At 72.9% G+C, this 20,124-nt stretch carries 19 protein-coding genes and 1 pseudogene; 10 read left to right on the forward strand and 10 right to left on the reverse strand.

The annotated features are described in order from the left end of the window. The 3 genes from MR1_RS14450 to MR1_RS14460 form a co-directional block, all read right to left on the reverse strand. Positions 1–545: NAD-dependent epimerase/dehydratase family protein (locus MR1_RS14450; protein ID WP_157518241.1), on the reverse strand; the 545-nt coding region annotated here is incomplete at its 3' end. A gap of 13 nt (positions 546–558) precedes the next feature. After that, positions 559–1,506, reverse strand: a complete 948-nt coding sequence (locus tag MR1_RS14455) for an NYN domain-containing protein (protein ID WP_067248308.1) — start codon at positions 1,504–1,506, stop codon at positions 559–561. Between the two features lie 9 nt (positions 1,507–1,515). Next, positions 1,516–2,502 carry a Gfo/Idh/MocA family protein gene (locus tag MR1_RS14460; protein ID WP_067248310.1) on the reverse strand — a complete coding sequence of 329 codons (987 nt, stop codon included), beginning with the start codon at positions 2,500–2,502 and terminating at the stop codon, positions 1,516–1,518. A gap of 32 nt (positions 2,503–2,534) precedes the next feature. Between MR1_RS14460 and MR1_RS14465 the strand changes: the two genes are divergently transcribed. Further along, positions 2,535–3,410, forward strand: a complete 876-nt coding sequence (locus MR1_RS14465) for a sulfurtransferase (RefSeq protein ID WP_067248314.1) — start codon at positions 2,535–2,537, stop codon at positions 3,408–3,410. Positions 3,411–3,584: 174 nt separating this feature from the next. Here the strand turns inward: MR1_RS14465 and MR1_RS14470 are convergent, their stop codons facing one another. Beyond that, on the reverse strand, positions 3,585–5,123 hold the full coding sequence (locus MR1_RS14470) for a UDP-N-acetylmuramoyl-L-alanyl-D-glutamate--2,6-diaminopimelate ligase (RefSeq protein ID WP_084344733.1): 1,539 nt from the start codon (positions 5,121–5,123) through the stop codon (positions 3,585–3,587). A gap of 62 nt (positions 5,124–5,185) precedes the next feature. Then, positions 5,186–6,004: a shikimate 5-dehydrogenase gene (locus tag MR1_RS14475; protein WP_084344735.1), complete on the reverse strand. Its 819-nt coding sequence runs from the start codon at positions 6,002–6,004 to the stop codon at positions 5,186–5,188. Positions 6,005–6,104: 100 nt separating this feature from the next. Here MR1_RS14475 and MR1_RS14480 point away from each other — a divergent pair, with 100 nt between their 5' ends. Continuing rightward, positions 6,105–6,383 carry a type II toxin-antitoxin system RelE/ParE family toxin gene (locus tag MR1_RS14480; protein ID WP_067248317.1) on the forward strand — a complete coding sequence of 93 codons (279 nt, stop codon included), beginning with the start codon at positions 6,105–6,107 and terminating at the stop codon, positions 6,381–6,383. A 25-nt stretch (positions 6,384–6,408) separates the two neighbouring features. Next, positions 6,409–6,690, forward strand: a complete 282-nt coding sequence (locus tag MR1_RS14485) for a HigA family addiction module antitoxin (RefSeq protein WP_067248320.1) — start codon at positions 6,409–6,411, stop codon at positions 6,688–6,690. Positions 6,691–6,800: 110 nt separating this feature from the next. On the opposite strand, the gene MR1_RS14490 is transcribed toward MR1_RS14485, so the two are convergent. The 4 genes and pseudogenes from MR1_RS14490 to MR1_RS14505 all read right to left on the reverse strand — a co-directional run bounded on the left by MR1_RS14490 (position 6,801) and on the right by MR1_RS14505 (position 14,265). After that, the gene (locus tag MR1_RS14490) at positions 6,801–8,135 is read right to left on the reverse strand and encodes an O-acetylhomoserine aminocarboxypropyltransferase/cysteine synthase family protein (RefSeq protein ID WP_067248323.1); all 1,335 of its coding nucleotides are present in this window, start codon (positions 8,133–8,135) and stop codon (positions 6,801–6,803) included. Positions 8,136–8,245: 110 nt separating this feature from the next. After that, a complete protein-coding gene (locus MR1_RS14495; protein WP_067248327.1) occupies positions 8,246–9,202 on the reverse strand; it encodes a quinone oxidoreductase family protein in 957 nt (318 codons plus the stop codon). A 98-nt stretch (positions 9,203–9,300) separates the two neighbouring features. Next, positions 9,301–13,312, reverse strand: a pseudogene (gene hrpA, locus MR1_RS14500) (ATP-dependent RNA helicase HrpA). A 44-nt stretch (positions 13,313–13,356) separates the two neighbouring features. Further along, positions 13,357–14,265: a cation diffusion facilitator family transporter gene (locus MR1_RS14505; RefSeq protein WP_067248330.1), complete on the reverse strand. Its 909-nt coding sequence runs from the start codon at positions 14,263–14,265 to the stop codon at positions 13,357–13,359. Positions 14,266–14,454: 189 nt separating this feature from the next. Between MR1_RS14505 and MR1_RS14510 the strand changes: the two genes are divergently transcribed. The 4 genes from MR1_RS14510 to MR1_RS14525 are packed head-to-tail and all read left to right on the forward strand — an operon-like array spanning position 14,455 to position 17,127. Continuing rightward, complete coding sequence (locus MR1_RS14510) at positions 14,455–15,126, forward strand: hypothetical protein (RefSeq protein WP_067248333.1); 672 nt, start codon at positions 14,455–14,457, stop codon at positions 15,124–15,126. Continuing rightward, positions 15,126–15,422, forward strand: a complete 297-nt coding sequence (locus MR1_RS14515; RefSeq protein ID WP_067248338.1) for a transcriptional regulator — start codon at positions 15,126–15,128, stop codon at positions 15,420–15,422. Before MR1_RS14510 ends, MR1_RS14515 begins: the two co-directional genes overlap by 1 nt. Beyond that, positions 15,419–16,378 carry an ABC transporter ATP-binding protein gene (locus tag MR1_RS14520; RefSeq protein ID WP_067248341.1) on the forward strand — a complete coding sequence of 320 codons (960 nt, stop codon included), beginning with the start codon at positions 15,419–15,421 and terminating at the stop codon, positions 16,376–16,378. Before MR1_RS14515 ends, MR1_RS14520 begins: the two co-directional genes overlap by 4 nt. Beyond that, entirely contained in the window at positions 16,375–17,127 is a 753-nt protein-coding gene (locus MR1_RS14525; RefSeq protein WP_067248344.1) for an ABC transporter permease, read from the forward strand. Before MR1_RS14520 ends, MR1_RS14525 begins: the two co-directional genes overlap by 4 nt. A 118-nt stretch (positions 17,128–17,245) precedes the next feature. Here the strand turns inward: MR1_RS14525 and MR1_RS14530 are convergent, their stop codons facing one another. Next, complete coding sequence (locus MR1_RS14530) at positions 17,246–18,031, reverse strand: SDR family NAD(P)-dependent oxidoreductase (RefSeq protein ID WP_067248348.1); 786 nt, start codon at positions 18,029–18,031, stop codon at positions 17,246–17,248. Between the two features lie 134 nt (positions 18,032–18,165). On the opposite strand from MR1_RS14530, the gene MR1_RS14535 reads away from it, so the two are divergent. From MR1_RS14535 to MR1_RS14545, 3 genes are all read left to right on the forward strand, one after another. Continuing rightward, positions 18,166–18,771 (forward strand): TetR/AcrR family transcriptional regulator, encoded by a 606-nt coding sequence (locus MR1_RS14535; RefSeq protein WP_067248351.1) that lies wholly within the window; start codon positions 18,166–18,168, stop codon positions 18,769–18,771. A gap of 9 nt (positions 18,772–18,780) precedes the next feature. Then, a complete protein-coding gene (locus MR1_RS14540; protein WP_067248354.1) occupies positions 18,781–19,617 on the forward strand; it encodes an aldo/keto reductase in 837 nt (278 codons plus the stop codon). 42 nt (positions 19,618–19,659) lie between these two features. Next, positions 19,660–20,124, forward strand: a 465-nt coding sequence (locus MR1_RS14545) for a DUF255 domain-containing protein (protein WP_157518243.1), incomplete at its 3' end; no start/stop codon positions are given.

Below are 20,124 nucleotides of genomic sequence, written 5' to 3' on the forward strand. Positions count from 1 at the left end.
AGGCGGGCCAGTCGGCGCAGCGGCCCGAGGACGCCGCCGTCGCCGAGGACGATGGCGGTGCGCAGCGCCACGCGGCGGGTTCCGGGCAGATGGCCGTCGAACAGCGCCCGTTCCCAGGCTCGGGCGACCTCGACCGAGAAACCCGTTCCCAGCTCTCCGGTGGCCTCGGTCATCGGGCGGTCCTCGGCGTGGCGGTAGATCGTCGCCGTCGAGGAGTTCACCCACAGCGGCGGCGGTGCGTCCGAACGGCGGATCGCCGCCGCAAGCTCCGCGGTGGTGTCCAGCCGGGACCGGAGGATCTCCGCGCGGTTCGTGGCGTCATACCGGCAGTTGACGCTCTTGCCGGCCAGCCCGACGACGAGCGCGGCGCCGTCCACGGCCCGAGTGATCCCATCCCGGTCGCCCCAGGACAGATCGGCTCGGGACGAGGTGGCTCCGCGGCGGGAGATCGTGACGACCTCGCGGCCTTGCGCACGGTACCGGCGCGTCAGGTGCGTGCCGAGGAAACCGCCCGCCCCGCCGATCACCACGCGGTCGGAGGTCATCGTCGCGGCCCGGTCAGCTCTCCCGGAGGCGGACGAGGCGCTCGTGCCCGTCCTCGGACAGCTCCGCGAGGTCGCCCCGCGACTTCAGGAAGTCGGAGAACGACCGGTAGCCGAGGGCCTTCTCACTGAACGACGGGTCCATGCGGCGCATCTGGGTCTTCACCGCGGAGCTGTGCAGCCATTCGTCGGCGTCGCCCTTGTCGTGTCCCAGACGCAGCGCCCGCTCCAGCGTCTTGGTCGCCTGGTCCTGGTCCGTGAGCGCGGGCGGGTCGGCGGGAGCGGGCGCCGTCTTGGCGGCGGGCGCCGTCTTGCCTCCGGTCGCCGGCGCCGCGGCCTTGGTCCTGGCGGTGCGCTTGGGCTCCGCCTTCGGCTCCTGCTTCGGCTCCGGCTGCGGCCGGGCGACGCCCGGGAGGGAGTCGTAGGCCTCGAACTCGTCGCACGCGGCCGCGAGGGACTTGGCGGTGGAGCCGGCCACGCCGATCCCGATCACGTAGCGGCCCAGGCGCTTGCACCGCTGCGCGAGCGGCACGTAGTCCGAGTCGCCCGCCACGATCACGACGTGGGTGAGCCCGGGCAGCCGGAACATGTCCTCGACCGCGTCGACGGCCAGGCGGATGTCCGCGCCGTTCTTCGCGTACGCCGCGGCGGGGAACAGCTGGACGAGGTCCACGGCCCGGGCGACGAGCTGCGAGCGGTAGTCGGCGTTGACGGGGGAGGACCAGTCCGCGTACGCGCGGGTGAGCACGAGCGTGCCGAAGGAGGAGGCGTAGTCGATGATCGCCCCGACGTCGATCGCCGCGCGGGACAGCCTCTCGGCGACCTCGGCGTCGTTCGGGTCTTCCAGGATCCGTTGCCGGTCCTTGTTGTACGCGTTGCGCCCGTGGACCCGGTCGTACCAGGAGATGACGATGTTGTCGAAGTCCAGGTAGACGGCGACGCGGGTGTCCTGGGGGTCGGCCATGGGGTGCTCCTACGCGGTCTCGGAGGGGTATCGGACGCCGATCTGGGCGCGGATCTCGTCGAGGCACGCCATGATGGCCACGCTCTCGGCGACGGGGAGGAGGTCGCTGTCGAGGGTGCCCTCGGTGACGAAGCGCTCCGCGGCGCGTGCCTGGAACTGCATGCCGCGGCCGTCGACGGCGCCGTCGAACTCCTCGATCACGGTCCCGTCGGTGGCGGTCACGCGGAAGGTGGTCGGCGTGTACCAGACGCGGTCGATCTCGATCCGCGCCTTCGTGCCGACGATCGCGGCGGCGTTGGCACCGGCGCCGCGCGAGGACGACAGCGTCGTCGACACCGCTCCGCCCCCGTGGGTCATCACGGTGGCGACCTCGGCATCGGCGCCGTTGTCCAGGAGTCGTCCGACGGCCTTCACCGCGGTCGGCGCCCCGAGGACGTCCCACACGAACGAGATCGGGTAGATCCCGAGATCCAGGAGCGCGCCGCCGCCGAGCTCCAGCGCGTTGATCCGGTGGGCGGGGTCCGTCGGCAGGGACTGGGTGTGGTCTGCGGACACGGCGCGGATCTCCCCGAGCGTTCCCGCGGCGATGATCTCGCGGATCCGGGCCATGTGCGGCAGGTACCGCGTCCACATCGCCTCCATGACGAGCAGGCCCTTCTCCGCCGCGAGGGCGCGCAGCCCTTCCGCCTCGGCGGCGTTCACCGTGAACGCCTTCTCGACGAGGGCGTGCTTGCCGTGCTCCAGGGCGAGGCGGGCGTCGGCCGCGTGCATCGGATGCGGTGTCGCGACGTAGACGATGTCGACGTCGGGATCGGCCGCCAGCGCTTCGTACGAGCCGTGTGCCCGCGGGATGCCGAAGCGGGCGGCGAACGCGTCGGCGGAATCCTGCGAGCGGGATCCCACGGCGACGAGGTCCAGGCCCGCGGTGCGCAGGTCGGCGGCGAAGGCGGCGGCGATGCCGCCCGTGGCGAGGATGCCCCAACGAAGACCGGTCATGCATCCCAGCGTAGGGGCTGAGACAATGGAGCATGGCCGACTCCCTCCCCGGTTCCCCGCTGATCTCCGCCGTCGAGCTGCGTGAGCTCCTCGCCGCGGACGCCCCGGTCCGCCTGCTCGACGTGCGCTACCGCCTCGGGCACGACGACGGCCGGGAGCGCTACGCGGAGGGGCACCTGCCCGGGGCCGTGTTCGTCGACCTGGAACGCGAGCTCGCCGCGCACGGGGATCCCCGCGACGGGCGTCATCCGCTACCCGAGGACGCGGATCTCGCGGAGGCCGTGCGCCGCTGGGGCGTGCGCGCCGAGGAGAGCGTCGTCGTCTACGACGACTCCCGCTCCCTCCCCGCCTCGCGGGCCTGGTGGGCGCTCACCCGCGCGGGACTCCGGGACGTCCGGGTGCTCGACGGCGGCCTGTCCGCGTGGCGGGCGATCGGCGGAGAGACGGAGCGGGGCGAGGTGATCCCCGCCCCCGGGGACGTCGAGCTGGGATCGCCCGGCACAGCCGACGTGCTCGACACCGATCAGGTCGCCCTCTGGACCGGCGTGCTCCTGGACGCCCGGGCCCCGGAGCGGTACCGCGGGGAGACCGAGCCCATCGACCCGGTCGCCGGGCACATCCCGGGCGCGCGGAACCTGCCGATCGCCGAGGTGCTCACCGAGGACGGGCGCTTCCGCGAGCCCGAGGAGATCGCGGACGCGTTCGAGGTCGCCGGCGCCGGGGAGAACATCCCGATCGCCGCCTACTGCGGCTCCGGGGTGACCGCCGCGCAGCTGGCACTCGCCGGCGCGCTCATCGGGCGCGAGGTCACGCTGTACCCGGGCTCGTGGAGCGCGTGGTCGAACACGCCCGGACTTCCCGTGGCCACGGGCGCGGACCCGGCGGAGGACGATCCGCTCGAGGGCTGATCGGCGCGGCATCGCGATTCGACTCACGCTCGCCCGGGCGCGGCGTTTCGTCTCGTCGCTGCGCTCCTCGCTCAACGACCGGGGTGGCGCTGCGCTGCTCGCTCAACGACCGGGGTGGCGCTGCGCTCCTCGCTCAACGACCGGGGTGGCGACTGTCGGCGGCACGGCGCCGGGTCAGAGCTCGGCGATGACCTCGCGCAGCACGTCCGGGTCGTACCAGGGGATCTCGCCCCCGGCGAGGGCGTGGTAGCGCTCGTGGCCCTTCCCGAGGATCACGACGGTGTCGTCGGGGCGTGCCATCCGCACGGCCGCGGACATGGCCTCGCGCCGGTCGCCGATCTCGACGATCTCGGCGGACGACGAGCGAGCGCCGTCGATGAGCGCCGCGCGGATCTCGGCGGGATCGTCGTCGTACGGGTTGTCGTCGGTGACGATGAGCACGTCGGCCGTCATCGCCGCGAAACGGCCCATCATGCGCCGCTTGGCGGTGTCGCGATTGCCGTTCGCGCCGAGCACCGCGATGATCCGTCCCTGCGGGGAGGTGGTGCGGACGGCCCGCAGTGCCGCGGCGACCGCCTCCGGCTTGTGGGCGGAGTCGACGATCGCCGTGAAATCCTGCCCGAAGTCGAAGCGCTGGAGGCGCCCTTCGACGCTGGCGAGCTCGGCGATCCCGGCGGCCATGTCGGCGAGGGAGCGCCCGTCCTCGGCCAGCGCGGCGACCGCGGCGAGGATGTTGTTGACGTTGAAGGCTCCGGTGAGCTGCGTGCGGAACGGCACGGCCTCACCCTCGGGCGAGCGGACGAGGAAGCTCGATCCGTCCGCGCGGAGCCGGATGTCCTCCGCGCGCCAGTCGGCGTCGGCGCCGGCGGCGGAGGTCGTGCGCACGGGGACGGTCGCCTGCGCGGCGAGCACGCGACCCCAGTGGGAGTCGACGTCCACGATCCCGACCTTCGCGTGCTCCGGGGTGAGCAGCAGGGCCTTGGCAGCGAAGTAGTCGGCCTGGGTGGGATGGTAGTCGCGGTGGTCGTGGCCGAGGTTGAGGAAGATGCCCGCGTCGAACGCGAAGCCGTCCACGCGGCCCTGCACGAGCGCGTGACTGGACGCCTCGACCGCCACCGTCGTCAGTCCCTGCTCGCGCATCACGGCGAACAGCGCCTGCAGCTCCGGGGCCTCCGGCGTCGTGAGCGTCGGCGGGAAGAGGACGTCGTGGATGGTCGTGCCGATGGATCCGATCGTGCCCGCCGAGTCCATCCCGGCGGCGGCCGCGACGTAGAACGCCGTGGTCGTCTTCCCCTGGGTGCCGGTGATGCCGACGGTGGTGAGGGCGTCGGCGGGGGAGCGGTAGAGGTGCACGGCGGCGGGCCCGACGGCACGGCGGGGGTCCTCGACCACGAGGGTCGGCAGGGCGCCGTCGACGAGCGCGGCCCCCTCCACATCCGTGAGGACGGCCGCCGCACCGGCCTGGAGCGCTCGATCGACGAAACGAGCCCCGTGCGCGCTCGCCCCGCGCAGAGCGACGAACAGGTCGCCGGGCCGCACGGCGTCGGTGGCGAGCGCCATGCCCGTGAAGGCCGTGGCCGGGCTCACCGGGGCGGGGACGATCTGGCTCGTCGCGGTGCGCAGCACGCCGGCGAGGTCGCCGAGCGTCGAGGAGAACCGCTCGACGGGGCGGGAGTCGAGGCGCGGCGTGGCGTAACTGGAGGCGGAGGGCATGACCTCCCGAGTCTACCGGCGCGTCCGCGCCCCGACCGGCGCGGCGTGCAGGCGCCGGAGTCTCACGACGCGCGCATGAACGCGGCGGCGGCGTCGACCAGGTCGTCGTCGGGCCGGACGCCGGTGTAGAGCACGAACTGCTCCAGCGCCTGGAGCGTGGCGACCTCGGCGCCGGTGATGATCCTCTTGCCCGCGGCACGGCCCACGGAGACCAGCGGGGTCTCCGCGGGGAGGGCGACCACGTCGAACACGGTCGCCGCGGCGTCGACGGCGGACTCGGGGAAGGACAGCGTGTGCTCCTCCAGGCCGCCCGCCATGCCGATCGGGGTGACGTTGACGAGGATGTCGGCGGTGCGCTCGCCGAGGTCCGGCGCCCAGGCGAAGCCGTACAGGTCCGCCAGCGCGCGGCCCGTGCCCTCGGAGCGGGCGACGATCGTCACCGCGCGGAAGCCGGCGTCCCGGAACGCCGCCGCCGTCGCCTTCGCCATGCCGCCCGAGCCGCGCAGGAGCACGGTGGCGGCCGGATCCAGACCGTTGCGCGCGATCAGGGTCGCGATGGCCGAGTAGTCGGTGTTGTACGCCGTGAGGACGCCGTCGTCGTTGACGATCGTGTTGACCGAGTCGATCGCCGAGGCGGAGGCGTCCATCCGGTCCACGAGGGCGATCACGTCCTCCTTGTACGGCATCGAGATCGCGCAGCCGCGGATGCCCAGCCCGCGCACCCCCGCGATCGCCTGCGCGAGGTCCGTGGGCGCGAAGGCCTTGTAGATCCAATTCATCCCCAGCTCCTCATAGAGGAAGTTGTGGAAGCGGGTCCCGTTGTTGCTCGGCCGTGCGGACAGCGAGATGCACAGCGTCATGTCCTTGTTCAGGATGGGCATGCGCCCAGGCTACCCGCGCCGTCCCGCCGGCGTCGTCGCGGGCCGCTCACCGACCCCTCTCCCGATTGTAAAGTGATGCGTTACGCGATACGATCGGATCGTGATCGTGAGCTTTCGGCACAAGGGGCTCGAACAGCTGTACCGCACGGGCTCGAAACGAGGAGTGCAACCCGCGCACGCGCCCAAGCTGACGCGCATCCTCGGGCTCTTGGATGTGGCACGTGAGCCGGCGGACGTCGCTATCCCGGGATTTCGACTGCATGAGCTCCGCGGCGATCTGACCGGGCACTGGTCAATCTGGGTGAACGGCAACTGGCGGGTGACGTTCCGGTTCCTCGGCGACGACGTGGAGCTCGTCGATTACCAGGACTATCACTGATCGGAAGAGTGGAAGGAGGGTCGGGATGATGAAGGTTCCCCCGCACCCGGGCGAGATCCTGGGCGAGGACGTGATCGGCGAGTTGGGACTGACCGTTGCGGATGCGGCTGCCCGGCTGGGCGTGTCGCGCGTGACCCTCAGCCGTGTCATCCATGGTCACGCGGGGATCAGCCCGAACCTCGCCGTCCGCCTGGAGCGCGCCGGTGTCGGCACGGCGCGGGCGTGGTTGGCGATGCAGTCGCAATATGACCTCGCCCGTGAGCTCGCCCGCGGCGGTCACCAGGTCACCCGGCTCGACGTCGCGTGAACGCCGAGGGCTCGCGCGCGTCGTCCCGCGGGCGCCGCTGCCTCGGGCGATGACGGACGTGCGGGCCGAACCGAGGTCCGCGCCGTCCCGCCGGCGTCGTCGCGGGCCGCTCACCGACCGGCGGCGAGGGCGTGATCCAGATCGGCGATGAGGTCGGCGGGGTCCTCGATGCCGATCGAGAGCCGGAGCGTCGTGGCGCCGATCCCCGCCGCGGCGCGCTGCTCGGCGTTCAGGTGCGAATGGGTCATGGACGCCGGGTGGGCGACGAGACTGCGTGCGTCGCCGATGTTCGCCACCAGGCGGATGACGCGCAGCGCGTCCACGACCTCCTCGACCCGACGTCGGTCCCCGTCCGGCGTGCCGGTGGGGACGAGGTCGATCGAGAAGACCGAGGGAACGCCGCGCGGGAGGTAGCGCTCGGCGAGCGCGTGCCAGCGGTTGTCCGCCAGCCCGGGGTGATGCACCGCGGCGACGGCCGGGTGCGCGGCCAGGTGCTCGGCGATCCGCAGCGCCGAGGCCGACTGCCGGGAGACGCGCAGATCGAGTGTCTCGATCCCGAGGAGGATCTGGTGCGCGTTGAACGGGGAGAGGGACGGGCCCAGGTCGTGCACGTACTTCGACTTCACCAGGGTCGCGAACGCGAACCCCGCGCCGAACCGGTCCCACAGCACGAGGTCGCCGAACCGGGCGTACGGCGCGGTGAACTGCGGCCACCTCTCCGGCTCCGCGCCGAAGTCGAAGCTGCCGAGGTCGACGGCCACGCCGCCGAGCGACGTGCCGTGCCCGCTGAGGAACTTCGTGGCGGAGTGCACCACGAAGTCCGCGCCGTGCTCGCCCGGGCGGATCAGGTACGGCGTCCCGACGGTGTTGTCGATGACGAGCGGGACGCCGGCCGTGTGGGCGATGTCGGCGACCGCGCGGACGTCGAGCACCTGGGCGACGGGGTTCGCGACGGACTCGGCGAAGAACACCCGCGTCTCCGGGGTGACGGCGGCGCGCCAGGCCTCGGGGTCGTCCTGGTCGACGAACGTGACCCCGATCCCGAAGTCGTCGAACGTCTCCTGCAGGAGGTCGACCGAGCCGCCGTAGAGCTGGTGCGCGGCGACGATGTGCCCGCGGCGTCCGGCCAGTGCGAGGAGGGTGACCGCGACGGCGGCCTGCCCCGAAGCGACCGCGACCGCCGAGACCCCGCCCTCGAGCGACGCGACGCGCTCCTCGAGGAGCTGCTGAGTGGGGCTGGCGTTGCGGCTGTAGATGTTGCCGACCCGGCGCAGGGCGAAGAGATCCGCCGCCTCGGCCAGGGAGGAGAACTCGTAGGCCGCCGACTGGTACAGCGGGGGCACGGCGGTGTTCTGCGCCTGGCCGGGGACGTATCCGGCCTGGATCTGCCGCGTGGCGAAGCGCGTCCCGGGCGCGGTCCCGGTGCCGTCGGTGTCGGTGGTCACGGCGCTATCCTCCCGCGCCGTGTCCGCGGACCCCGAGACGTGTGTCGAACTGTTGCACCGCCGGGCGCCCACCGCGGTCGGCCCGGCCGGGTGGATCCCTCGCCCTGGGATCAGGGGATGAGGATGATCTTGCCCCGGGCGGCGTGCGCCTCGACGAGCCGGTGCGCCTCGGCGGCCTCGGCGAGCGGGAGCTCGGGGCCGAACTCGACGGAGAACCGGTCGTCGGCGATCAGCGCGATCGTCTCCGCGAGGGCCTCCGCGCGCCACGCCTGCTCCCGCTCGGTGAGGGGGACCGGGCTTCCTCCGCTGAACGCGCGGATGCCGAACGAGGCGGCGTCCGGACCGCGCACGATGGTCGCGATCCGGTCCCGGTCCGCGACCAGGGCCAGGGACGTCTCGATCGCCTCGTCGGTGCCGGCGTTGTCCAGCGCCACGGTCGGCGTGGTGAGCCCCGCCTCGGCGAGGGCGGCGCGGACGCGGTCCTCGAGTCCGTCCCCGTAGGCGACGGGGATCGCCCCCAGCTCGCGCAGGCGCTCGTGCGTGGCGGGGCTGCCGGTGGCGACGACCGATGCGCCCCACGCGACGGCGAACTGGATCGCCGCCTGGCCGACGGCGCCGGACCCGGCGTGCAGCAGGAGGACGTCGCCGGATCCCACGCCGAGCGACTTCAGCGACTGGTAGGCGGTGCCGGCGGGGATGCCGAGGGCGGCACCCTCGGCGGCGGTGACCGCGTCCGGAAGGGCTGCGAGATGCGCGACGGGGACGACGAGCGTGCTCCCGTAGGTGCCCAGCGTCTCACGGATCGCGACCCGGTCGCCCACGGCGTACTCCGTCACGCCGTCGCCGACGGCCGACACCGTGCCGGCCCCGTCGAAGCCGACCCGCCGCGGCGCCGTGAGCGGAGGCAGCGGCCGCACGCCGCCGCGCTGCTTGGCATCGATCGGGTTGACCCCGGCGGCCTCGATCCGCACCACGACCTCGCCCGCTCCGGGCTCCGGCTCCGGGATCTCGACGAGGGTCAGGACATCCGGTCCGCCGATGGCGGAGTGCACGATCGCGTGAGCCATGACGCCAGGCTAACGCGGGTTCGGGGCGCGTTCGCCGGATTCGGGGCTCGTCGTGGGGGAGATCGACCCCGGATCCCGCCCCGAAACCAGAACCGGGGTCAGCGGGACGCGAGCGCCTTCGCGATGCGCTGCGGGGACACGGGCTGCGCGGTGCCGAGTCGCTGGGCGAAGACGCTCACGCGGTACTCCTCCAGCAGCCAGCGCACCTCGACGAGCGCGTCCGGTGCGCCGGGGGAGAGCGGGATCGTCCCGCCCGCGTCGGTGTAGAGCGCCGCCACGCGCTCGTACTCCGTCATGCGCGCGCGGTCCTTGCCCGGGGCCTCCGCGAGGGTCTTCAGCCGGTCGAGCATGGCCTCCAGGTACCTCGGCAGGTGCGTGAGCCGGTCGACGCCGGTGGACGAGACGAAGCCCGGCGGGAGAAGGCCTGCGAGCTGGGTGCGGACGTCGTTCAGCGGGCCGAGCAGCGCGAGGGAGTTCTGCTGCTTGATCGCGCGCTCGACGTCCCGCGAGCGGGTGAGGATCCGCGCGACCAGCGAGACGCAGGCGAACAGGCGGTCGACGATGGCCGAGGAGACAACGTCGCGGACCCGCGCGAACTCCTCCGCGGTCCGGACGACGCCGGATCCCTCCGCGCCGCCCGTCCCGGTCGCCTCGTCGATCAGCGCGCGGACGACGGCGGCACGGCAGTCCTCGATCAGGGCGGCAACGGACGCGTACGGCGAGGCGGCCAGCGCGAGCTTCTCGGCGCTGGTGAGATGCTCCTGCACGTACGAGACCGGCGAGGGCACCGCGAGCAGGACGAGGCGGAGGACCCCGTCACGGGTGGCGGCGAGGGCGGCGTCGGCGGTCGCCTCGACGCGCACCGCCACGCTCTTGCCCTCGTCGACCAGCGCCGGGTAGCCGCGGACGACCCCGCCGGCCACACGCGTGTCCAGGACCTCCGGCAGCGCGCCCCCGACGGCCTCCGCGACCCCGTCCCAGGTGCCGATCCCCGATCGCTCGATCCCCGCACGCGCGCCGGGTCCCGCCGGATCCCGCCTCGGCGACGCGGGCGGCCCCGGCGGGACCCGCGGCCTTGGCGACCGAGCGGGCGACGCTGCTGCGGGAACGGTCGGCGAGGCGGGACTGCAGCTCGCCCAGGTCCCGGCCGGATCCGACCACGCGACCGCGCTCGTCCACGGCGCGGAAGTTCATCCGCAGGTGGCCGGGGACGCGGTCCTGGTCGAAGTCCGCCGTCGAGACCGGCTGGTTCGCCAGCGGCTGCACGAGCTTCGCGAGCGCCTCGGTGAGGCTCCGTTCGGGGAGGCCGCCGTGGTGCTCCGGACCGCTCGCCGCGAGCTCCTGGCCGAAGCGATCCGCCCAGTCGGCGGCGGGGACGACGTGACGGCGGATCGCCTTCGGGAGGGCGCGCAGCAGAGCGGTCACCAGCTCGGCGCGCAGGCCGGGGACCTGCCAGTCGAACCCCGTGTCGCGGATCTGCTGGAGCAGGGCCAGCGGGATCACCACGCTCACGCCGTCGTCGGGCGCCCCGGGCTCGAAGCGGTACGCCAGTCCCAGCACCTGGTCGCCCTGCGCCCAGCGGGTCGGGAACTCGCCCTGGTCGGCGCGTCCGTAGTCGTCGAGCAGGTCGCCCTCGCGCATGACGAGCAGCTTCGGCGTCGTCGCGAGCGCCTCGCGCCACCAGGACTCGAAGGAGCGGACGTCGAAGACCTCTGCCGGGATCCGCTCGTCGTAGAAGCGGAAGACGGCCTCGTCCCCGGCGAGGATGTCCCGACGCCGCTCGCGCTCCTCGAGCTTCTCCAGCCGGCGCCGCAGCTCCGCGTTGCTCCGCCAGAACGCGCTCACCCGCTTGTCGAGGCGGGACGGATCCCACTCGCCGTCGACGAGGGCATGGCGCACGAACAGCTCCCGCGCGCCGGCGCGGTCGATGCGGGCGAACTGCACGCGCCGGCGCGGGATGATCTCGACCCCGAACAGGGTCACCTTCTCGAACGCGACGGCGGACCCGGCGTCCTTGGACCAGTGCGGCTCGGAGACCTGACGCTTGGCGAGGTCCCCGGCCAGGCTCTCGGCCCACGCCGGGTCGATCGCCGCCACCGTCCGGGCGAAGGTCCGCGACGTCTCCACCACCTCGGCGGCCATGACCGCCTGCGGCGACTTCTTTCGCAGCGCCGAGCCGGGGAAGATCGAGAACCGGATGCCGCGCGCGCCGCGGTACTCCGCGATCCTCCGGCGCTGCTCCTTGGACGGGGTCTTGGCCGGCCCCTTGGCGGCCGTGCGCTCGTCCAGGACCCCGATCTGCGAGAGGAGCCCCGCCAGCAGCGCGCGGTGCACGGCGTCCGGATCGGCGGTGCCCGTGGCGTCCGTGGACTCCTCTTTGCGATCCCGCGGCAGGAGGGAGCGCAGTTGACGGTGCACGTCGAACCACTCCCGCACGCGGACGTAGTTCAGGTGCTCGCTGCGGCACAGCCGCCGGAACGCGCTGGACCCGAGCGCGCGCTGCTGCTCGCGCAGATGGTTCCAGAGGTTGAGGAGGGTCAGGAAGTCGCTCGTCGGGTCCGCGAACCGGGCGTGCGCGCGGTCGGCCTCGTCCCGGACCCCCTGCGGCGCCTCGGCCGAGGGGCGCTCGCGGACGTCCTGGATCGACATCCCCGCGACGATGGCGAGCACGTCGCGCGACACCCGCGGGCCGGCGGACCGTGCTTCCACCAGCATCCGGGCGAAGCGCGGATCGATCGGCATGCGGGCGATCTCGCGCCCGATGCGGGTCAGCCGCGGCGCGTCCTCGGCTCCCCGGCCGGACGGTGCCGACACGGCGCCGAGCTCGACCAGCAGGTCGAACGCGGCGCGGACGCCTCGCGCGTCGGGAGGGGTGAGGAAGGGGAAACGGGCGATGTCGCCGAACCCCAGGCTCAGCATCTGCAGGACGACGGAGGCGAGGGAGGTGCGCAGGATCTCCGGCTCCGTGTACTCCGGTCGCCGCGCGTAGTCGTCCTCGCTGTAGAGGCGGATCGCGATGCCGGAGCTCGTGCGGCCCGCGCGGCCGGAGCGCTGCGCGGCCGAGGCCTGGGAGATCGCCTCGATCGGGAGGCGCTGCACCTTCGAGCGGTTGCTGTAGCGCGAGATGCGGGCGGTCCCGGTGTCCACGACGTACTTGATGCCGGGGACGGTGAGGCTCGTCTCGGCGACGTTGGTGGCGAGGATCACGCGGCGACGGAGCCCGGCGACCGAGGAGCGTTCGAACACCCGGTGCTGCTCCGCGGCGGACAGGCGGCCGTAGAGCGGCAGGACCTCGGTGGGGGCGCGGTCGCCGGCGTACGCGGCGCGCACGGCGTCGGCCGCGTCACGGATCTCGGCCTCGCCCGGAAGGAACACGAGCACGTCCCCGGGGGCTTCGCGGTCCAGCTCGCGCAGCGCCGAGACGATCGCGGACACCTCGTCGGCCGGTTCTCCGGCCGGTGCGCTCGCCCCCTCGGCGTCGTCCACCAGCGGCCGGTAGCGGATCTCCACCGGGAAGGTCCGGCCGGAGACCTCGATCACCGGCGCGGGCGTCGGCCCGCCCCCCGGCTCCGCGGGAGGGGCGGCGAAATGCCGTGCGAAGCTCTCCGGGTCGATGGTCGCGGAGGTGATGACGACCTTCAGATCGGGGCGCTCCGGGAGGATCCTGTGCAGGTACCCGAGGAGGAAGTCGACGTTGAGGGAGCGTTCGTGCGCCTCGTCGATGATGATCGTGTCGTATCGGCGCAGCAGCCGGTCGCGGTGGATCTCGTTGAGGAGGATCCCGTCCGTCATCAGCGCGATCCGCGTGTCGGCGGACACCTGGTCGGTGAAGCGGACCTTGTAGCCGACGAGGCCGCCGAGCTCCACGTCCAGCTCCTCCGCCACGCGCTCCGCGATCGTGCGGGCGGCGAGCCGCCGCGGCTGGGTGTGCGCGATGCGCTCGCGCCCCAGCTCCAGGCAGATCTTCGGCAGCTGCGTCGTCTTGCCCGATCCGGTGGCGCCCGCGACCACGACCACCTGGTGGTCGCGGATGGCGGCGGCGATCTCGTCGCGCGCCGCGCTGACCGGCAGCTCCGGCGGGTACGTGATCACGGGAAGGGGCGCAGACATAGCCCTCCAGCCTATCGCGCCGTGCTCCGCGCCCGCCGGAGCCGTCACATGAGCGCAGGGTCCGTCGTGAAGGTCACGGTGATCCAGTGGTTCGGGTCGCCGCCTCCGAGCTCCGCGACCGCTCGCCGCCGGATGAGGTCCCAGTCCTCCAGCGTGCGCGCGTCGAGCCCGGCAGGGACCAGGAAGGCGATCTCGATCTGACGCGAGCGGCCGACCTGGGCGGTGTACACGTGTGCGGAGCGGAAGCCGTGCTCCGCGACGATCCGGTCGGCGACGCCCTCCGCCTCGTCACGGAGCACCGAGGGCGTGGCGAGGGAGATCTCCGAGAGCGCGCGCCGAAGGGTCCCGAACGGGACCGGCATCAGGACGCACGCCACGATCACCAGGACCGCCGGGTCCACATAGGGCGCCAGGTGCGCGAGCGGCGTGCCTTCGATGAGGGCTCCGGCCGCGAACGCGATCAACAGGGCCGCGGTCACGCCGCCGGTCATGATCCACCCCTTGACGTCCATCGCGACGAGGGCGGATCGGATCCGGCGGTTGGCACGGTGCTCGGCGATCGCGAAGGTCGTCGTGAGGACGAGGGTGATCGCCGCGTACACGACCGCCGGACCGAACTGCACCGTCCGTCCGCCGTCGAGGAGTGCCAGAACGGCCTGCACGAGCGCGTAGCCGGCGATCGCCATCAGGGTGAGCGCGTTGACCGCCAGCACCAGGGGCTCCAGGTGCCAGAAGCCCATGCTGAAGCGGCGGGACAGGCCCCGCACGAGCGAGCGGGCGATGAGGCCGGCCACCCGGATCGACAGGATCGACATCATCGCGTCGACGAGGGAGATCATCCCGTCGAAGGTGATGGCGAAGGAGCCCGAGAAGATGCCGAACCCGATCCCGAGGGCGGAGACGAGCAGCACTCCCGCCAGCGAAAGGATGAGCGTCTGACGTTCCGCGTGCATGATTCCCCCTTTTCCCGGCCGTTCCCGGCCACGGGTGGGGGTGCCCGTACGAACTCTCGCGGCACACCCTATCGCGGCTTCGCGCTCCTCCGCCCGGTCCTCCGGCGTCCGCGTCGTTGACTCGCAAACAACTTTGCGTTACAAAGTTAACGATGTCGGATTCCCGACGTCGGATCGGAGGAGGCCGAGATGTCGGAGAACGACGAGGGCGACGCCCCGCTCAGCCCGGAGCGGATGCTCGCGCTGCTGGAGGACCAGCAGCGCACGGTGACGGGCCGGATGGCGGCGTTCGTGCCGTGGATCCTGGCGAGCTGGGGAGTGGCCTGGCTGGCGGGCTTCCTCGTGCTCTGGTCCGATGCGAGCGGACGGTCGGCCGGGCAGCCGCCGTCCGCCGTCGCCGCGATCGTGTTCGCCGCGCTCCTCGTCGCCGCCGGGGCGGCCTCCGCGGTCCTGGGCGTGCGGTCCGGGCGGGGGACGCGAGGGACCCGCGAGTCGGCCGTGATCGGGATGGTCTACGGCAACCTGTGGTGGCTGGGGAGCCTCGCCGTCTGGGCGATCGGTCAGGCGCTGGTGCGCGCGGGCATGCCCGCGGACGCGCTCGGCACGTTCTATCCGGCCGTCTTCATCTTCTACGCGGGGATCATGTACGTGATGTCCGGGCTCATCTGGAAGGCCTATCCGATGATGGTCCTCGGGGTGTGGTCCGTGGTCGTGAGCGCCGTCGGGGCCTTCATGCCCCCGCCGGCGCACTACCTGCTCTACGCGTTCGCCGGGGGAGGGGCGTTCCTGCTCGTCGCGCTCTGGAGCGCGTGGTGGGTGGGTCGGGCCCGACGCCGGGTGGCCGCCGCAGGAGCGCGCTGATGGACGACCTCGACCCGGTGATCCACGCCCAGGCGCGGCTGCGGATCGTCGCCGCGCTCGCGACGCTGGACCCGACGGACCAGATCACCTTCCCCCGGCTCCAGGAGCTGCTGGACATGACCGCCGGCAATCTGTCGACGCACCTGCGAAAGCTCGAGGATGCGGAGTACGTCACCGTCGACAAGACCCACCGCGGCCGCACGCCGGTCACCTACATCGCCCTGTCCCGGCGCGGTCGCCGCGCCTTCGAGGACTACACCGCGCGACTGCGCGAGCTGCTGGGAGGAGCATCATGAGCGCCACGTCAGCGGGGTCCCTCGCCTCGTTCGACCGGGTGACCCGCCGCTTCGGCACGATGACCGCCGTGGACGACGTGTCGCTCGAGATCCCGGAGGGACAGATCCTGGGGCTCCTCGGGCCCAACGGGGCCGGGAAGTCCACGATGCTGTCCCTGCTCCAGGGGCTGCGCCGCCCCACCTCGGGACGCGTCGCGTTGTTCGGAGGGAATCCCGCCGACCCGCGGACCCGGATGCGACTGGGATGCACGCCGCAGGAGACGGCGCTGCCGGAGACGCTGCGGGTGGGCGAGGTGCTCGACTTCGTCGGACGTCACTTCGAGGAGCGCGTGCCCACCGTGGAGCTCGCCGAGCAGTTCGGCTTCCGTGATCTGCTGCGGCGTCAGACCGGCGGGCTCTCGGGCGGGCAGAGGCGCCGGATCAGCGTCGCGCTCGCCTTCGTCGGCGCTCCGCGGCTCGTGCTCCTCGACGAGCCCACGACCGGCCTCGACGTCGACGCCCGGCGCGTGCTGTGGGAGGCGATCCGCGAACGCCATGCGCAGGGGGCGACGGTCGTCGTCACCAGCCACTACCTGGAGGAGGTCGAGGCGCTCGCCCAGCGCGTCGTGGTGGTCGACCGCGGGCGGCTCGTCGCGGACGACTCGCTGCACGGGGTGCTGGGACGCGTCGCCCGGTCCCGGGTGACCCTGCGCACGTCCGAGCCGGAGGCGGTCGCGGCGCTGGCCGAGGACGCCGCCGGCTCCCTGGACGCGGAGTCGGGGGAGCTGACCGTCATGGTCGGCGACGCCGACGGCTTCGTCCGCCGGCTCGTCGCGAGCGGGATCGACTTCTCGGGGCTCGGCGTGCGCGGGGCGACGCTGGAGGAGGCGTTCCTCGCCCTGACCACGCCGGCGGGCGCCGATCCGTCCTCGTTCCGGGCGGATCCCTCCTCGTCCAGGAAGGAGGGCGTCCGATGAGCGTCGCCTCGCTGACCGCCGTCCACGCCAAGTACAGCCTTCTGGAGACGCTGCGCGTCCCGATCGCGGTGATCGGCACGATCGCGTTCCCCGCGCTCGCCCTGCTCTTCTTCGTCGTCCCGAATCGGGCGGTCGCCGACGACCCGTCGTTCGCGACGCAGGCGATCGTGTCCATGGGGGTGTTCGCCGTGATGTCGAACGGATTGTTCTCCTTCGGGCTGACGATCGCGGAGAACCGGGCCAAGCCGTGGGATCCGTATCTGCGGACGCTGCCCGCTCCCGGGATCGCGCGGGTGCTCGCGCACGTCTTCTCGACCGGCGCTCTGGGGCTGCTGGCCCTCCTGCCCGTCGTCCTGATCGGCGCCGTGGCGACGAGGGCCGAGGTCGAGCCGTGGCGAGTGCTGGCCGGGCTCGCGGCCGTCGCGGTGTCGGCGTTGCCGTTCATGCTGATCGGCACCTGCATCGGCTACGCGATGTCGCAGAAGGCGGCCATCGCCGTGGTGCAGGTCGTGATGTTCGGGCTGGCGTTCGCGGGCGGACTGTTCCTGCCGCCGATCCTGTTCGCGGACTGGCTGGACGTGCTGTCGCGGTTCTTCCCGTCGCGTCAGGCCAGGGAGTTCGTGATCTGGGCCGTGCAGGGCGGGGACCTGCCCTGGTGGTCCTGGACGGGGATCCTCGTGTGGACCGCGGTGTTCCTCGCCCTCGCTCTGCTGCTGTTCCGCCGCGACGAGGGGCGCCGGTTCCGCTGAGTGGTGCCGCGGCGCCCGCCGGTTCGGGTCGGGCGGGCGCCGCGGGGTCGTGGGGCCGGTTCCCGGTCTGTCCGGGTCGGGGACCGGCCGGCGGCTCAGCCGGGCACCGGCCGGCGGGTCAGAAGTGCGTGCCGCCGTCGATGCGGACCTCGGTGCCGGTGATGAAGGCGCCGTCGGCGCTCGCCAGCATCGCCACGACGCCCGCGACCGCCTCGGGGCCGGCGAAGCCCTGTCCGATGGCCGGGGCCAGCTTCAGGAACAGGCTCATGTCGGCGTCCTCGGGAAGACCCGGTCCGGCGCTCTGTCCGCTGCGTCCGGAGCCGTCGGTCATCCCGGACGAGATGGAGCCGGGCTGCACGGCGGTGAAGCGGATCCCCTGCTTCGCGTACTCCGCGGCCAGCGCGTGGGTCATCGACTGCACCCCGCCCTTGCTCGCGGCGTACGCGGCCATGTAGGGATGGGCGAACATCGCCGACGTGGAGCTGAAGTTCACCACGGCCGCGTCCTGCCCGTCGAGCAGGGCGGGGATCGACTCGCGGATCATCAGGAAGGTGCCGACGAGGTTCACGCGCAGGATCGTCTCGAACTGCTCCAGCGTCGTCTCCGCCGTGTGCGAGGAGCGCAGGATCCCGGCGGCGTTGACCAGCACGTCGAGCCCGCCGAGGGCGTCCACCGCGGTCGCGACCGCGGCCTTCACGGAGGCCTCGTCGGCGACGTTCACCTCCACGGTGGTCAGGCGCGCGGCGGCGTCGCCGGCCTTCTCGACGGTGTCGGCGAGACCCGCGGGGCTGACGTCGGCGGCGACGACGCGTCCTCCCTCGGCGAGCATGCGCAGGACGGTGGCCTGGCCGATGCCGGATCCTCCGCCGGTGACGAGCGCGCGGCGACCTTCGTAGCGGTTCATGGTGTTTCCCTTCGTCGGTTCCGGGTCCGGGAGAGCCGGATCCGTCGGCACCGTCTTGCAGTGCCTAACTGGCACAACGTGTCATATTGTCACGAACGACGCGCGAGCGCCAGGTATTCCCGTACCCTCGGAGGATGAACGAGGCACCGGGCCTGCGCGATCGTCGGAGGGCCCAGACCGCGCAGGAGATCGCCGAAGCCGCCGCCGCTCTGTTCGCCGAGCGCGGCGTCTCGGGCGTGACGGCCGCGGAGATCGCCGAGCGCGCGGGCGTGTCGCTGCGCACCTTCTACCGGTACTTCGCCACGAAGGAGGACGCGGTCGCGCCCGTCCTCGAGGTCGGCGCCGCCCGGTGGCAGGCGGCGCTGGCGGAGTCCGCGGACGACCCCGCCGTCGCGATCCCTGCGGTGATGGGCGCCCAGCTCACGCCCGGAAGCGACGCGGAGGCCGACGGGCTCGCCCGGATGCGGCCGCTCCTGCGCGGCATCGACGAGGACCGCGAGCTGCGCGCGGTGTGGCTGCGCGTGAACGAGGAGTCGGAGCGCCGGCTCGTGACGATCATCCGGGACCGGGCCGGCGCGGACCGCTTCCAGGCCGGGCTCCTCGCCGCCGCCGCGACCGCCTCCATCCGGCTGGCTCTGGAGGAGTGGGCCAGGACCGAGGCGGGCGTGCACGGCGAGGGCTCGCCCGCGCAGCTGGCGAAGCGGGCCTTCGCGGCCCTCGCGCCGGCCGCCGCGTCCTAGTCTGGGGACATGACGATCCCTACTCTCGGACTCAACGACGGCCATCGGATCCCCCAGCTCGGCTACGGCGTCTTCAAGGTGCCGGCCGCGGAGACGGAGCGGGCCGTCAGCGACGCGCTCGAAGCCGGATACCGGCACATCGACACGGCGGCGGTCTACGGCAACGAAGAGGGCGTCGGTGCGGCCATCGCCCGCAGCGGCATCGCCCGGGACGACCTGTACGTCACCACGAAGCTCTGGAACGACCGCCACGACGGCGACGAGCCCGACGCGGCGATCGCGGAGAGCCTGGAGAAGCTGGGCCTCGACCGCGTCGACCTCTATCTCGTGCACTGGCCGACCCCCGCGAACGACAACTACCTGCATGCGTGGGAGAAGCTCATCGGGATCCGTGACCGGGGCCTGTCGACCTCCATCGGGGTCTCCAACTTCCTCGTGCCGCACCTGGAGCGCATCGTCGCCGAGACCGGCGTGGTCCCCGCCGTGGACCAGATCGAGCTGCACCCCGCGTACCAGCAGCGCGACGTCGTGTCGTGGGCCCGCGACAACGACGTCCGGATCGAGGCCTGGGGCCCGCTCGGGCAGGGCAAGTACGACCTGTTCTCCGTCCCCGCCGTCGCCGACGCGGCCGCGGCGCACGGCAAGACGCCCGCCCAGGTGGTCCTGCGCTGGCACCTGCAGCACGGCAACGTCGTCTTCCCGAAGTCCGTCCGCCCCGAGCGGCTGCGCGAGAACCTCGACGTGTTCGACTTCACCCTGACCGACACGGAGTTCGCGGCGATCGACGCCATCGACCCGGGCGACGGGTCGGGCCGCGTCGGCAGCCACCCGAACGACGTGAACTGACGGCGCACGCGCAGGACGGGCACCGAGAGCGAGGAGCGGATCATGGCGAACCGGCTCGCGGGATCCCTGAGCCCGTACCTGCGCGCGCACGCCGACAACCCGGTGGACTGGTACCCCTGGGGCGAGGAGGCGTTCGCGGAGGCGGAGCGGCGCGACGTACCGCTGCTGATCTCGATCGGCTACTCGACCTGTCACTGGTGCCACGTGATGGCGCGGGAGTCGTTCGCGGATCCCGTCACCGCGGCCGCGATCGCCGCCGGGTTCGTCGCCGTGAAGGTCGACCGCGAGGAGCACCCGGAGGTCGACGCGGCGTACATGGCCGCCGCATCCGCGTTCACGCAGAACCTCGGCTGGCCGCTGACGGTGTTCACCACGCCCGGCGGCCACGCGTTCTACGCCGGCACGTACTGGCCGCCGACCGCGCGGGCGCCGTTGCCGGCCTTCCGCGACGTGCTCGGCGCGGTCCGGGAGGCCTGGGCGCTGCGCCGCGCCGACGTCGAGGCGTCG

The organism is Microbacterium resistens NBRC 103078, from assembly GCF_001552355.1.
GTDB classification, from domain to species: domain Bacteria; phylum Actinomycetota; class Actinomycetes; order Actinomycetales; family Microbacteriaceae; genus Microbacterium; species Microbacterium resistens.